11 protein-coding genes are annotated in these 14,164 nt (G+C 69.9%); 3 read left to right on the top strand and 8 right to left on the bottom strand.

Going from position 1 to position 14,164, the window contains the following annotated elements:
* Positions 1-76 precede the first annotated feature (76 nt).
* Together FCI23_RS24695 and FCI23_RS24690 are read right to left on the bottom strand one after the other, a co-directional pair.
* Entirely contained in the window at positions 77-967 is an 891-nt protein-coding gene (locus tag FCI23_RS24695; RefSeq protein ID WP_136726115.1) for an LLM class flavin-dependent oxidoreductase, read from the bottom strand.
* 91 nt (positions 968-1,058) lie between these two features.
* Positions 1,059-2,942 carry an FAD/NAD(P)-binding protein gene (locus FCI23_RS24690; RefSeq protein WP_136726114.1) on the bottom strand — a complete coding sequence of 628 codons (1,884 nt, stop codon included), beginning with the start codon at positions 2,940-2,942 and terminating at the stop codon, positions 1,059-1,061.
* A gap of 675 nt (positions 2,943-3,617) precedes the next feature.
* On the opposite strand from FCI23_RS24690, the gene FCI23_RS24685 reads away from it, so the two are divergent.
* Complete coding sequence (locus tag FCI23_RS24685; protein WP_136726113.1) at positions 3,618-4,061, top strand: cell division protein SepF; 444 nt, start codon at positions 3,618-3,620, stop codon at positions 4,059-4,061.
* Positions 4,062-4,097: 36 nt separating this feature from the next.
* Here the strand turns inward: FCI23_RS24685 and FCI23_RS24680 are convergent, their stop codons facing one another.
* From FCI23_RS24680 to FCI23_RS24670, 3 genes are all read right to left on the bottom strand, one after another.
* A complete protein-coding gene (locus FCI23_RS24680) occupies positions 4,098-5,285 on the bottom strand; it encodes an acyl-CoA dehydrogenase family protein (RefSeq protein WP_136726112.1) in 1,188 nt (395 codons plus the stop codon).
* A gap of 80 nt (positions 5,286-5,365) precedes the next feature.
* The gene (locus tag FCI23_RS24675) at positions 5,366-7,000 is read right to left on the bottom strand and encodes an MFS transporter (RefSeq protein WP_136726111.1); all 1,635 of its coding nucleotides are present in this window, start codon (positions 6,998-7,000) and stop codon (positions 5,366-5,368) included.
* A gap of 144 nt (positions 7,001-7,144) precedes the next feature.
* Entirely contained in the window at positions 7,145-8,302 is a 1,158-nt protein-coding gene (locus tag FCI23_RS24670; protein WP_136726110.1) for a hypothetical protein, read from the bottom strand.
* 245 nt (positions 8,303-8,547) lie between these two features.
* On the opposite strand from FCI23_RS24670, the gene FCI23_RS24665 reads away from it, so the two are divergent.
* A complete protein-coding gene (locus FCI23_RS24665) occupies positions 8,548-9,516 on the top strand; it encodes a phosphatase PAP2 family protein (protein WP_407646020.1) in 969 nt (322 codons plus the stop codon).
* 41 nt (positions 9,517-9,557) lie between these two features.
* Here the strand turns inward: FCI23_RS24665 and FCI23_RS24660 are convergent, their stop codons facing one another.
* From FCI23_RS24660 to exaC, 3 genes are all read right to left on the bottom strand, one after another.
* On the bottom strand, positions 9,558-9,773 hold the full coding sequence (locus FCI23_RS24660) for an I78 family peptidase inhibitor (protein WP_136726109.1): 216 nt from the start codon (positions 9,771-9,773) through the stop codon (positions 9,558-9,560).
* Between the two features lie 183 nt (positions 9,774-9,956).
* Positions 9,957-10,340 (bottom strand): DUF779 domain-containing protein, encoded by a 384-nt coding sequence (locus tag FCI23_RS24655; RefSeq protein WP_136726108.1) that lies wholly within the window; start codon positions 10,338-10,340, stop codon positions 9,957-9,959.
* A gap of 72 nt (positions 10,341-10,412) precedes the next feature.
* Positions 10,413-11,936 (bottom strand): acetaldehyde dehydrogenase ExaC, encoded by a 1,524-nt coding sequence (exaC, locus tag FCI23_RS24650; RefSeq protein ID WP_136726107.1) that lies wholly within the window; start codon positions 11,934-11,936, stop codon positions 10,413-10,415.
* A gap of 182 nt (positions 11,937-12,118) precedes the next feature.
* Between exaC and ctaD the strand changes: the two genes are divergently transcribed.
* Positions 12,119-13,798 (top strand): aa3-type cytochrome oxidase subunit I, encoded by a 1,680-nt coding sequence (gene ctaD / locus FCI23_RS24645; RefSeq protein WP_136726106.1) that lies wholly within the window; start codon positions 12,119-12,121, stop codon positions 13,796-13,798.
* Positions 13,799-14,164 lie beyond the last annotated feature (366 nt).

Raw genomic sequence — 14,164 nt, 5'->3', positions numbered from 1 at the left:
AGCCGGTCGCGCAGCGTCGTTCCCTCGTATTGCGTACGGATGCCAACGTGGAGGGGCTCGGGGCATTCCATCGCACTCATCGGTCCGCCTCCCGGGCCAGGCTGTAACGATTCACCGGGCGGGCCAGCCCCAGGTGCTCGCGGAGCGTCGTACCGGGGTAGAAGCCGCGGAAGAGACTCCGGTGCTGGAGCAGGGCCACCGTGCCGTTGACGAAGCGCTCCAGGTCCCGGGGCGGGTCGAGGGGGCGGATGTGGAAGCCGTCGACGGCGCCGGACTGCTGCCAGTCGGCGATGAGGTCCGCGAGGTGCACGGGGCCGCCCTGGTAGAGCGGGCCGCCGGAGTGCCCGATGGCGCCGGCACGGTTCTCGCCGCCTCTGAAGTCGACGGCGAGGTCGGCGAGGACCGTCAGGGCGCCGGGGTCCCGGCCGTGGGCACTGGCGCGGGTGCGCAGGGCTTCGCGGGCCGTGCCGGCCGAGGGCCGGTCGGTGGCGCGGATATATGCGACGTCGGCGTACCGGGCGGCGATCTCCGAGGTGTCCGGGTCGGTGACGGGGACGGAGATCACCGGGTCGCCCTGCGGGGAGCCGGGCACGCCGGACGGGCCGAGGACGGAGACCCCGGCCCCGGTGGTGGACACCCGGACCGTCCAGCCGGCCCGGCCGTCGCTGACCCGGTCCAGGGTCGCGAGGGCGGCCGGGACAGGGAAGGGTCCTGTGTGGGTGGTGGTGACGGTCGGCACGAGACCGATCCGGTCGGTCGCCGGGGCGACCCGGGTGAGGACGGCGAGCGCGTCGAGCCGGCCGGTACCGTCCTCGGGCGGGGCCGGGGAGTCCTCGAGGGTGACGAAGTCCAGGGTGCCGTGTTCGGCGAGCCGCGCCAGCTCGACGTAGTAGGCGGAGGCGGCGCTGTACTTCCGCCGGCCGTCGATGGCGACGGCCAGGTGCAGTGGACGGGTTGGTGCGGGCATCGAGTCAAGGCCTCCGTGTAGTGGTCGCGGCGGATGCGGCCCGGTCGAACGCGGTGGGTCAGCCGGTTTCTGGGCAGGCCGTGCTACCGCTTCAGCACGGCGTCGTGGCGGTACAGACCGCCGACCTCGCGAACGACAGCAGCGCACGGGCCACAGCGTCGTTCTGCCGGAAGGCGGGCGCGTTGGTACGGGGGCGGGCGAAGGCCCCGGCGGCGCGGGCGTCGGTGTGCGGGCCGAGCGCGAAGCGGCGCGGGTGCGGGCGTCCGGTGCGGTCCACGATCCGGCCGTCATCCGAAGTGACCGCGATCAGCCCGGTGGGGGTGGACGGTACTCCCTCTGCCCGCAGGGCGCTCAGCAGCGGGTCCCTGGTCCGGTCCACCGTCGGCTCGGGCAGCCTCGCCTCCACCAGCGCCCGTGCCTCCACACTCCCGCCCGGCACACTGGCGCTGGAGGCCCGGAAGACTCCGCGTACCGGATCGGCCTCGACGGCGGTGTCCGCGCCGAGGAAGCGGACGACCCCGGCCTCGGAGAGCGCGAGCAGCTGCCGCAGCCGGGGACCGGGCGGCCCGGAGGCGAGGTAGCTGAAGAAGCCATGCCACCAGCCGCCGACGTCACCAAGGCGGATCATCTGCCCGTAGACCGACAGCAGCCCGAGAAAGACCGCGAGGTCGGGGCTGTACGCCGGGTCGTGGCGGCGGGCGAGATCAGCCGAGATGTGGGCGCGCAGTCCGTCCTGGAGGGCGTCGGTGTCGGGGAAGCGCAGGCCGGCCAGCGGCTGGTCCAGGGCGGCGAGGTCGAGCCGGTCGGCCGGGTCGGGGACGGCCCCGGCGACCAGGACCTGCAGTTCGGCGCTGCCGGGGTCGGCGGCGGCGTACTTCTCCTCGAAATCCGGCCAGTTGACTGCGGTGCGCTCGGGGTGGGCGGTGAAGAGCTGGTGGTAGTGGGCGAAGCCGAGCTCCTTCTCCACCAGCGGCCAGATGTCCCGGCGGAAGTCGGGCTTCGCCGGCCGGCCCAGCAGCTCATCGACCTGGGCGGGGCCGAAGAAACGGGGCAGCGGGGGCCGCTCGCCGCGCCAGCTGTAGCCGATCTTGGAGCGGTACGGAACGCCGCGCCGCGAGCCGACGTACAGCACCGGCTCCCGGCCGGAAGGGCGGTAGACCACTGCGCCGAGGCCGTCCGGCTCGAACCGGCCGCCGCGGCCCTCGGTGAGCAGCACCATCAGGTCGACGAAGGCGAGCCCGAAGCCGCGAACGATCACCGGCTCGCCCGGCTCCAGCACCGACAGGTCACTGTCGGCGGTGAACTCCGGTGGCAGGTAGGCCAGTTCCTGGCCGGCGGCGAAGCCGGACAGCGCCAGCTGCTCCTCGTCCGGTTCGGCGTCCAGGTGGCCGAGGGCGAGCACGACGAGGTCGGCGCTAAGCGGTCCGGGGCCGCCGTCGAGCCACACGCTCTGGCGCCCGTCACGCGGCCCGGTGATCCGTACCGCCCGGTGCGGATGGACGGTGATGGTGATGCCGGGCGGCAGGGCGGCGGCCGACTGCTCGTAGACCCAGGCCATATAGGCGGCTTGCAACCGACGGGTGCCGAAGCTCTGGCTGGTGAGGCGGGCCACCTCGGCGGCCAGCTCGGGGTCGGGGGGCGGGTCGAGCTCGCCGCCCCGGATCCGCGCGGCCCACTCGTCGAGTGCGGGGCCGGTGCGTATGGGGCCCTCGCACTCCACGGAGTCGTCGGTGAACATGGTGACGTCCTCGGCCATGGAGTTCATCCACAGCAGCGGAGACTGCTCGTGCCGCCACACCCGGCCGCCGCCGGGCGGGAACGGGTCCACGAGGTGGATGTCGAGGCGGCGGCTTTCGCCGTACAGCTCGGCGGCGTTGGCGGCGATGCGCTCGACCAGTCCGGTACCGCGCGGGCCGGCGCCGACGATGACCAGGACCGGGATACCGGAAGAGAGCGAACCAGGGCAGGCAGGCATGCGGAGACTCCGTGGACGCACAGATGGATCACGGGCACTGCCTGCACACGACCGCGTCCCTCAACGCGGCGGGCCATTACGGCTCTGCCCCAGGGTAGGGCCCGGATTCCATGCACTGTCAAGCATGTCCGAATACTGATCAGCCCGTCTCAGCACAGTTGACGGAATAACGACAGCCTGATCCACTGGCGTCATGCGTACTTGTCAGCTGGTCACCCGCGACCACATCGACTTCGGTCGGGTGTGGTCGTCGTCGTGTTGTCGCTGACCTTGTAGTCCGCTCCGGGCCTGTGCCTGTGCCTGCGGCGGGCTGAGACGGCTTCCCCTGCCTCACACACGCGCCACCTCCCTCGCTCTCCGGCTTTTCTCTCCACCTCATTCGGACCGTGATGGCCTGACGATTCCGAACTTCGCCTTCGGGGCTTGTGATCACATCATCGGCCCGTCATGCTATACGGCTAACCGGCTCTGTTTCGTCACTCTCCAGTGGGGAAGGTTATCCGGCGTCCCGTCAGCTGCTTTGACTCAAGCGCCGCTTGACTCCACGGCGATCTCTTTGTGCACCAGCTGTGTCACGAATCCTCTGTGCGGCGGCTATCCGCTTGGCGCATCATCCGCATCATGGACGACGATAGAGGTGCGGACGGTACAGACCGCGTATGAGAGGAGGCGTCCATGGGTTCTGTTCGACGGGCGAGTGCCTGGCTGGGCCTCGTTGACGACAACGGCGGCGAGAACTACTACGACGAGGACTACGCCGACTACGCCGAGGGCGCCGAGCCCGGCCAATCCTGGGTCACCGACCCCCGGGTGCGAGTGGCCGCCGACTCGGCGCATGACGAGGGCCGGCGGATCGCCACCGTCACCCCGGACGGTTTCCGGGACGCCCGCGGCATCGGCGAGCTCTTCCGCGACGGCATCCCCGTAATCGTCAACCTCACGGCCATGGAGCCGTCCGACGCCAAGCGCGTCGTCGACTTCGCCGCCGGACTCACCTTCGGACTGCGCGGCTCGATCGAGCGCGTCGCCACGCGGGTCTTCCTGCTCACCCCCGCCGACTACAAGGTCGTCAACGCCGACCACCGCAGTGGCGGCGACGGCTTCTTCAACCAGAGCTGAGCGAGGCAGCTCACCGGCTGATGTCCGATTCTCCGCTCAGCGGAAGGCGTCCAGCCCGGTGAGCGCCTTGCCCAGCACCAGCTGATGCATCTCGACGGTGCCCTCGTAGGTGAGCACCGATTCCAGGTTCGTCGCGTGCCGCATCACCGGATACTCGAGCGAAATCCCGTTCGCGCCCAGGATCGTACGGGCCGTCCGGCAGATCTCGATCGCCTCCCGCACATTGTTCAGCTTGCCGAAGCTCACCTGTTCCGGCCGCAGCCGTCCGGCGTCCATCCGCCGCCCCAGGTGGTGCGCCAACAGAATGCCCTTGTGCAGCTCCACCGCCATGTCCGCCAGCTTCGCCTGCGTCAGCTGGAACCCGCCGATGGGCCGGCCGAACTGCTCACGCGTCTTCGCGTACTCCAGCGCCGACTCGAAACTGCTGCGGGCAGCACCCATCGCACCCCACACGATGCCGTAGCGCGCATGGCTCAGACAGCTGAGCGGCCCGCGCAGCCCCGTCACCTCGGGGAGTACGGCATCGGCGGGCAGCCGCACGTCGTCCATCACCAGCTCGCTGGTGACCGAGGCACGCAGCGACCACTTGTGCCTGATCTCCGGCGCCGAGAAGCCCGGCTCCCGTGTCGGGACGACAAACCCGCGAATGCCGTCGTCCGTGCGGGCCCACACCACCGCCACCCCGGCCACCGAGCCATTGGTGATCCACATTTTGCGGCCCGTCAGCACCCAGTCCGAGCCGTCCCGCTTCGCATACGTCCGCATCCCCGCCGGATCCGAACCATGGTCCGGCTCCGTCAGCCCGAAGCAGCCGATCACCTCGCCCGCCGCCATCCCCGGCAGCCACCGCTCCTTCTGCTCCGCCGAGCCGAACCGGTGGATCGCGTACATCGCCAGCGACCCCTGTACCGACACCAGCGACCGGATCCCCGAATCCGCCGCCTCCAGCTCCAGGCACGCCAGCCCGTACTGCACCGCGCTCGCCCCCGCGCAGCCATACCCCGACAGCGGCATCCCCAGCGCCCCGATCGCGCCCAGCTCCCGGGCCAGCTCCCGGATGACCGGCAGCTCCCCGTTCTCGTACCACTGCGCGATGTGCGGCAGCACCCGGTCCGCCGCCCAGCTCCGGACCGTGTCCCGCACCGCCAGGTCCTCGTCGCTCAGCAAATCGTCGATCCCGAGCGGATCGCCCGCGTCGAATCGCGGCAGCCTTCCAGCGGACATCCTCGTCCCTCCGGTGATCTTCCAGCGTCCCGCCCGACGCTACGCCCTGCCGCCGGTACGGGGTAGAGCACGGCTCGCCGTCAGCGGGCGAGGGCGCGCTCGCGGGCCGGGACCTCGGCAGGATCGGCCTGCGCCGGGATGCCGGCGACGGCGGCGGCCGCAGCGGCGCCGCACTCCATGACCCGCGGCAGGCGCAAGGCGGCGACGGCGCCGAGGAGCAGCAGCCCGGCGCTGACGAACAGCGTCATGTGCAGCCCGTGCACAAAGGAGTGACGCGCGGCATGGCGCAAGGCGGCCCCGGCCGGGCCACCGAGGCGGCCGGAGACGTCGTAGGCCTCGCCGAGGGACTTGGCGGCCTCGGCGGAGGAGGAGGAAGGCACGCCGGGGACACGGGCGAGGCCGGGGGCGTAGGCGGCGTTCATGACGCTGCCGAGAAGGGCGATGCCGATGCCGGCACCGAGTTGGTAGGAGGTCTCACCGATGGCCGCGGCGCCGCCCGCCTGGGCCGCGGGGGCCTCGCTGAGCATGGACTCGTAGGCGCCGAAGAGCGTCGTCTCCAGGCCGAAGCCGAGCAGGACGAAGCCGCCGGTCAGCAGCCAGGGCCGGTCGTGCTGGCCCATGACGGTGAGGCCAAGCACGGCGAGAGCGGTGAGCAGGAAGCCGAGGCTGACCATGGTGCGCGGGCCGAGCCGTTGCAGCAGGCGGGAGCCGAAGAGGCCGGCGGCCATCGCGGCGAAGGTGAGCGGGAGCAGCCGCAGGCCGGTCGAGAAGGGGCTTAGCCCGAGCACGAGCTGCAGGTACTGGACGGCGATGAGCTCCAGGCCGACGAGCGCGAGCATGGCGAGGACGATGCAGCCGACGGAGGTGCTGAAGGCGGGCCGGGAGAACATCCGCATGTCGATAAGGGGATGCTCGCGCCGCCGCTGCCGCCGCACGAACATCACCAGCAGCGCCACCCCGACCAGCAGCGGGACGATCCCGCCGAGGCGGCCGGAGCCGTGGCCGCCGCCGAGATCCTTGACGCCGAGGACGGCGCCGAGGACCCCTGCCGCAGCGGTGAGCGCGCCGAAGACGTCCCAGGGGCCGTCCTGCTCGCCGCGCGACTCCGGCAGCAGCCAGCGCCCGAGGGGGAGCATCACGGCCATCAGCGGGATGTTGACGAGGAAGACCGAGCCCCACCAGAAGTGCTCGACGAGGAAGCCCCCGAGGACCGGGCCGACGGCCGCGCCGACCGCGGCCACGGCGGTCCAGATGCCGATGGCGACCGCCCGCTCACGGCGGTCGGGAAAGACCTGGCGGATGATCGACAGCGTCGCGGGCATGATCATCGCGCCGCCGACGCCGAGCAGGGCGCGGGCCGCGATGAGAATGTGCGCGCTGGGCGCGAACGCGGCGATCGCGGAGGCGCCGGCGAACAGCCCGTAACCCATGAGCAGCACACGGCGTCTGCCGACCCGGTCGCCGAGAGTACCGAAAAGGATGAGCAGGGAGGCGGCGACGAGCGGATAGGCGTCGACGATCCACAGCAGCTGTATCGCGCCCGGGTGCAGGTCCTCGGTGACGGCGGGGACGGCCACGTGCAGCACGGTGGCGTCGAGCGCGACGAGCAGCAGGCTGCTACAGAGGACAACGAGGACGGTCCAGCGGTTGACCGGCCGAGTGTGCTGTGGGACGTGGGCCGGTTCAGCGGTACCGGCCGTGGGCGTCCCGGTCATTAGATACCTCCCAGCGGTGCGCTCGCGGCCGCGCTGGGGAGACGGTGGGGGACAGTCCCGGGGAGCCCAGCGGCGTACGAGAGTGAAACGACAGAGTACGCGAGTATGGCCGAGTACTACGTGGCCCAGATCACTCCCCCAGGATCAAGGGGGCCCCGAGCCGTGCAGCCAGAAGGCTCCGTAGACCGCGGAGGCGAGTGCGGCGCAGCCCAGGATCAGGACCGCGGGCGTGGTACGGATCCGGGCGAGCGCGGCGGCGGGCGGCAGCAGCAGGGGGAACGCCGGCATCAGCAGCCGGGGCTTGGAGCCGAAGTACCCGGACCCGGCGAGGGCGAGGGCGGCCACGACACCGCAGAGGACGAGCAGCGGCAGCGGCTGGTGCTGCCGTACGCACAGGACGTACAGCCAGCCGACCAGCGCGATGGCGGCGAGCAGCCCGATTCCGGCCAGCGGGAAGGGGCCCGTGAGGTTGTCCCGGACGAAGCCGGCGAAGGCGAGGCCGCCGTCGAAACCGTTGCCCCACTGGTGCTGGATGTCGAGGTAGCCGAGCGGGCTGCCGGTGCGCGCGCCGGTCCAGGCGACGTAGCCCAGCCAGCCGAGCGGCGCGATCGCCATGCCGAGGGCCGGCCCGGACGGGCTCCGCCACGGCCCGCGCCATCCCTCGGGGCGCAGCGCCACGGCGGCGGTGACCCAGACCGCGGCGACGACCGCGAGGCCGACCGGCCGGGTCAGCCCGGCGAGCGCGGCGAGGCCGCCCGCCCATACCCAGCGGCGGGTGAGCAGGGCGTAGACCGCCCAGGCGGCCAGCGCGGTGAAGAGCGACTCGCTGTACGCCATCGACTGGACGATCCCGGTGGGCAGGACGGCCCACAGCACGGCGAGGGCGATTCCGGTGCGGCGGCCGTACAACCGGTCCGCGACAGCGAAGATCCCCCAGGCGGCGGCGAGTGAGGAGAACCAGCTGACCGCCAGCCCGGCGTCGGCGGGGGCGAGCGGGGTGATCGCGGCGACGGTTCTTTCCAGCCAGGGAAGCAGCGGGAAGAAGGCAAGGTTCGAATGAATCCGGCCATCAGGGAGGTAGAGCGTGTAGCCGTATCCCTCCTCGGCAATGCGGGTGTACCAGAGGGAGTCCCAACGCGCGGAGAGGAGTTGGTGCCAGCCCTCGCCCTCCACCAGGCCCCAGCTCGCGAGGACGACGACACCGAGCAGCCGCACCGCGGCGTACGCGAGCAGAGCGGGGGCGGCGCGGCGCAGCGCGGCGCGGACCGGCTGTGCGGTGGTGGGGTCAGCAACGTCAAGCACGGGCCGATTATGTACTAGTCACGCGGGGCCGCCGGTCCAGTACTGGCTGATAAACACGGCCGTAAGAAAAGAATAAAAGCGCCGGAAGGGGTCTGAGAGATGCTCAAACATGAGATCGGAAACTTTGGGGATTCCGCCGAAACAGCCGGACAATGTCCCGAATGAGACACACTCCACATCACATCGTTATCACAAAGACTCTCGATTGCCCGAACTCACCTGTCACACGCTGTAACGTCGATTAGGTGCGTATCCATGAGAAGGTTCCCGCCTTGGAGGAGCCCGAGACAGCCAGCGCCCTCCTGCGCATGGGCCGAACACGCTTCGTGCTGTTCGGCGCCACGCTGGTGTCCTACGTGGCCATCGTGGTTGCCGTGGTCACCTCCTCCAAGCTGGTCACGCTCGACTGGCAGGTCATGATGTGGCGGCCGTACAAGCAGTGGCCGCAGATCCATGCCTTCCTGGACTACTTCGTGGTGCTGGGCCAGCGCGGCCCGACCGCCGCGATGGTCGCGGCCTGGCTGGTCTGGCGCGCCTGGCGGCAGCGGACCCTGCATCCGCTGTTGGTCCTGGGCACCTCACTGCTGCTGCTGAACGTAACGGTGGGGGCCGTCAAGTACGGCCTGGGGCGGCTCGGCCCGCATTACGCGACCACTGTCGGCTCCCCTGAGCTCTTCGCCGGGGGCGATATATTTCCTTCCGGACACACCGCGAATGCGGTCGTGACCTGGGGTGTACTCGCCTATCTGGCGACCACCCCGGGGGTCCGCCGGGTGACCTCGGTGATCGCCGCCCTGCTGGCGCTCGGGGTCGGCATGACGACCGTATATCTCGGCACGCACTGGGTGAGCGATGTACTGCTCGGCTGGGCCGCCGGTCTGCTGGTCCTGCTGGCTCTGCCCTGGTGTGAGCCCGCGATGGCCATGGCCGAGGACTTCCTGATCGGCTTCTGGGCCAGGCTGCGCCGCTCCGCCCTCCCCCCGCCGGCCCCTCTGCCGCCGGTCACCGCCGCCGCTCCCAGGCCGCAGCTGGTCGCCCAGCGCGCGCCGGCCAACGCCCCCGCCCAGCCGCACTACCCGAGCCGGCCGCACAACACGCGGCACGAGCGGACCCCCGTCACCCCGACCGGCAGCCGCCGCCCGCCCGTCGAGCGCCCGGCACGCCCGGCGCCGATCGGCCAGCCCGCCACCCGGGGCCGGGGTTCCGTCGGCTGACCTCGGCCGATCCGGCGGCGTGGCGCGGCTCCACAGCGGGCTCAGCCGCTCCAGCAGCGCGTCACCACACCATCGGTGACCGTGAAGTTCAGCCGTCCCGCCTGGTACTCCATGGTGATGATCGCGCCCGGCGGAAGGGCGCGTACCTTGGCCCAGCCTCGCCCCCGGGCGCGTTCTTCCGCTTCCGTCGAGATGAGACCGACGTAGATCTCCAGGTCGTCCTGCGGCTGCTGTCCGGGGCCAGGAATGGGTGCCATACCCGCCACCGTAGATGATCGTCACACTTCTGTCACAGATTCCGCTACCGGGTTTGATGTGGCCCCTTCAGTCTTTCGGGGATTATTTTCTGTCTCTCATGTAATTCTCAGAGGGCTCGGAATTACTCCCCGGTCAACCATGAGTGGAATTCCGGGAAACAACGAGCACACAGCTTCTGCACATCACGTGCCCAGCGCATCCAACTCGTCATCGGTCAGCAGCCGGGAGCGAATGAGGAAGCGATTGCCGGTCGGGGCCTCCAGCGAGAAGCCGCTGCCACGGCCCCGCACCACGTCGATCGTCAGATGCGTGTGGCTCCAGTACGCGAACTGGTCCCGCGACATCCAGACGGGCACCGGATCCATTCCGGACACGTCCAGGTCACCGAGGTGCACATCCGCGTCCCCGGTCAGGAACTCCCCGGCCTGGAAGCACATCGGCGAGCTGCCGTCGCAGCAGCCGCCGGACTGGTGGAACATCAGCGGGCCGTGGCGGCCCGCGAGGCTGCGCAGCAGCTGTGCGGCCTCGGGAGTGAGCGAGACCCGGTTCGCCTGCGATGCGGTCATTCCGTCAGGGTGCGCCCGAGCAGGGCGGAGGCGCCAGAGCCCCCGCCCTCGGACAGCCGCTCGGACGATCGCTCAGAACAGCCCGAGCCCGGTCGTTGCATAACTGACCAGCAGATTCTTCGTCTGCTGATAGTGGTCAAGCATCATCTTGTGGGTCTCCCGCCCGATCCCGGAGTTCTTGTATCCCCCGAAGGCCGCGTGCGCGGGATAGGCATGGAAGCAGTTGGTCCAAACCCGGCCGGCCTGGATGGCCCGCCCGGCCCGATAGGCGGTGTTCATGTCCCGCGTCCACACCCCTGCCCCGAGACCGTAGAGGGTGTCGTTCGCGATACCCACGGCGTCTTCGAGCTGTTCGAAGCGGGTCACGGACACGACCGGGCCGAAGATCTCCTCCTGGAAGATCCGCATGCTGTTGTCGCCCTCGAAGATCGTCGGAGCCACGTAGTAGCCCCCCGAGAAGGCCCCGCCCGGGTCGATCCGCTCGCCGCCGGTGAGGAGCTTGGCGCCCTCGGCGGTACCGATGTCGATGTAGGAGAGGATCTTCTCCAGCTGATCGTTGCTCGCCTGGGCTCCGACCTGCGTCTCGGTGTCCAGGGGGTTGCCCTGTTTGAGGCCGCGGGTGCGCTCCAGACCGTCGCCGAGGAAGCGGTCGTAGATCGAGGACTGGATGAGCGCCCGCGAGGGGCAGGTGCAGACCTCACCCTGGTTGAGGGCGAACATCGTGAAGCCTTCGAGTGCCTTGTCGTAGAACTCGTCGGGTTCGGCCGCCACATCCGCGAAGAAGACATTGGGGCTCTTCCCGCCGAGCTCCAGAGTCACCGGGATGATGTTCTGGCTGGCGTACTGCATAATCAGCCGGCCGGTGGTGGTCTCACCGGTAAAGGCGATCTTGGCGACCCGGCCGCTGGAGGCGAGCGGTCGGCCGGCTTCGGTGCCGAAACCGTTGACGACGTTGAGAACTCCCGGGGGGATCAGGTCCTGGATCAGTCCGACCAGGAACATGATGGAGGCGGGGGTCTGCTCGGCGGGCTTGAGAACGACCGTGTTGCCCGCGGCCAGCGCCGGGGCGAGCTTCCAGACCGCCATGAGGATCGGAAAGTTCCAGGGGATGATCTGGCCGACGACTCCTAGCGGCTCCTGGAAGTGGTAGGCGACCGTGTCGTCGTCGATCTGCGCGATGGAGCCCTCCTGGGCGCGGATGGCGCCCGCGAAGTAGCGGAAGTGGTCGATGGCGAGCGGGAGATCGGCGGCGAGGGCCTCGCGGACGGGTTTGCCGTTGTCCCAGACCTCGGCGACGGCGAGTTCGGTGAGGTGCTGCTCCATCCGGTCGGCGATCCGGTTGAGGACGGCGGCCCGCTCGGCGGGAGAGGTACGGGCCCAGGCCGGGGCGGCCGCGTGGGCGGCGTCGAGGGCCAGCTCGACATCGGCGGCGGTGGACCGGGCGACCTCGGTGAAGACCTCGCCGGTGACCGGCGACGGGTTCTCGAAGTAACCGCCCTCGACCGGGGCGGTCCATGCGCCGCCGATCCAGTTCTCGTAGCGGGGTGCGTAGGAGGCGGGGCCGCCAGGGCTTCCAGGAGGCTGATAGACCGTCATATGCCTGCTCCATTTCCTCTTGCACGGCCGGCAGCGGCGCCGGCCTGACGGGCACGCTACTGCGGGCCGGTGACCGCGGCCAGATTCCTTACGCGCCCTAGCGCGCCGGGCGGGGCCGCACGCACGGTGGGTGATTGCCTGGGTGCCAGGCGGCATGAGTGTCGGATGGCGAGGGGGCGACGATGGGGTCGTACACCGCGGAGGCGACTGCCGAACCGGTAAAGGCGCGGCGGCCGGGGCGGCTGATCGTCGACTGGCTGACCACCACCGACCACAAGAAGATCGGCCACCTGTACCTGATCACCTCGTTCGGCTTCTTCCTGGCGGCCGGAGTGATGGCGCTCTTCATGCGCGCCGAGCTGGCCCGCCCAGGGCTGCAGATCCTCACGAACGACGAGTACAACCAGTTGTTCACCATGCACGGCACCATCATGCTGCTGCTCTTCGCGACCCCGACCTTCGCCGGTTTCGCGAACGAGATCATGCCGCTGCAGATCGGCTCGCCGGATGTCGCCTTCCCCCGGCTGAACATGCTCTCGTACTGGCTCTTCCTCATCGGCGGGCTGATGGTGCTGGGGGGCCTGGTCGTACCGGAGGGCGGTGCCAGCTTCGGCTGGACCGCCTACGCCCCGTTGAACAGCGCAGCACACTCGCCTGGAATCGGCGCCGATCTGTGGATCATGGGCCTGGCGCTGGCCGGCTTCGGCACGATCCTGGGCGCGGTGAACTTCCTGACCACGATCATCGGCATGCGCGCACCGGGGATGACGATGTTCCGGATGCCGATCTTCACCTGGAACACACTCTTCACCTCGGTCATGATCCTGATGGCCTTCCCGGTGCTGGCCGCGGCGCTGCTCTGCCTGGAGGCGGACCGGCGCTTCGGATCGCTGGTCTTCGAGCCTTCGAGCGGCGGGGCCCTGCTGTGGCAGCACCTGTTCTGGTTCTTCGGCCACCCCGAGGTGTACATCATCGCGCTGCCTTTCTTCGGCATCATCAGCGAGATCATCCCGGTCTTCGCCCGCAAACCGATGTTCGGCTACATCACCCTGATCGCGGCGACGATGGCCATCACCGGGCTGTCCATGGTGGTGTGGGCGCACCACATGTTCGCCACCGGATCGGTGCTGCTCCCGTTCTTCTCCCTCATGTCGTTCCTGATCGCGGTGCCGACAGGGGTGAAGTTCTTCAACTGGATCGGCACGATGCTGCGCGGTTCTCTGTCGTTCGAGACCCCGATGCTGTGGGCGGTCGGCTTTCTGGTGAGCTTCCTGTTCGGCGGGCTGACCGGGGTCGTCCTGGCCTCACCGCCGCTGGACTTCCATGTCACAGACACGTATTTCGTGGTGGCGCACTTCCACTACGTGGTGTTCGGGACGGTGGTCTTCGCGACCTTCGGCGGGTTCTACTTCTGGTGGCCGAAGTTCACCGGGAACCTGCTCGACGAGCGGCTGGGGAAGATCCAGTTCTGGACGCTGTTCGTCGGCTTCCACACCACGTTCCTGGTGCAGCACTGGCTCGGCGTGTCAGGAATGCCGCGCCGGTACGCGGACTATCTGGCCGCGGACGGCTTCACCACCCTCAACACGATCTCGACCATCGGGTCGTTCCTGCTGGGCGCCTCGACGCTGCCGTTCGTCTACAACGTGTGGAAGACGGCGAAGTACGGACAGAAGGTCGGGGTCGACGACCCGTGGGGCTTCGGCCGCTCGCTGGAGTGGGCGACCGCGTGCCCGCCGCCCCGGCACAACTTCACGACGCTGCCGAGGATCCGGTCCGAGTCGCCCGCGTTCGATCTGCACCACCCGGAGGTGGCGCAGATCGAAGCGGCGGACGCCGAGGCGGAGGCGCCATCGCATTGAGCGGTGCGACCGGTGGGGACTCGTAGGACGCCGCGTGCGGCACGCTGCTGCCGGTCACCGCGGGGACAGCGACCAGGACGAGCGCGGCGGTACCGGCCGCGACGGTGGCGCCCGGCTTGCGGCGGGCGGCCTCTTACCCGGCCGGCTTCCCGGCTCTGCGAATCCCCGCCTTGGCCACGTCCTTACCTCCGTACACCACACCCACCGCGAGGCCTCCAAGGTTCGCCGATGTCACGCGGCGGCACCAGCAGGCCGTCGTTGTCGAGGAGACCGCCAGGAGCGAGCCCTTGGCCATCTCCGGCTCGATGGGCGAGACACCGCCCAGAGCCACCCGCAGAACCCCGTGCGTTGTCCCCCGACCCCCGG

It is taken from the genome of Actinacidiphila oryziradicis, from assembly GCF_005047355.1.
Taxonomy (GTDB): Bacteria; Actinomycetota; Actinomycetes; order Streptomycetales; family Streptomycetaceae; genus Actinacidiphila; species Actinacidiphila oryziradicis.
The sequence above is the reverse complement of the archived record's forward strand: the minus strand, read 5'-3'. Positions and strand labels throughout refer to the sequence as shown.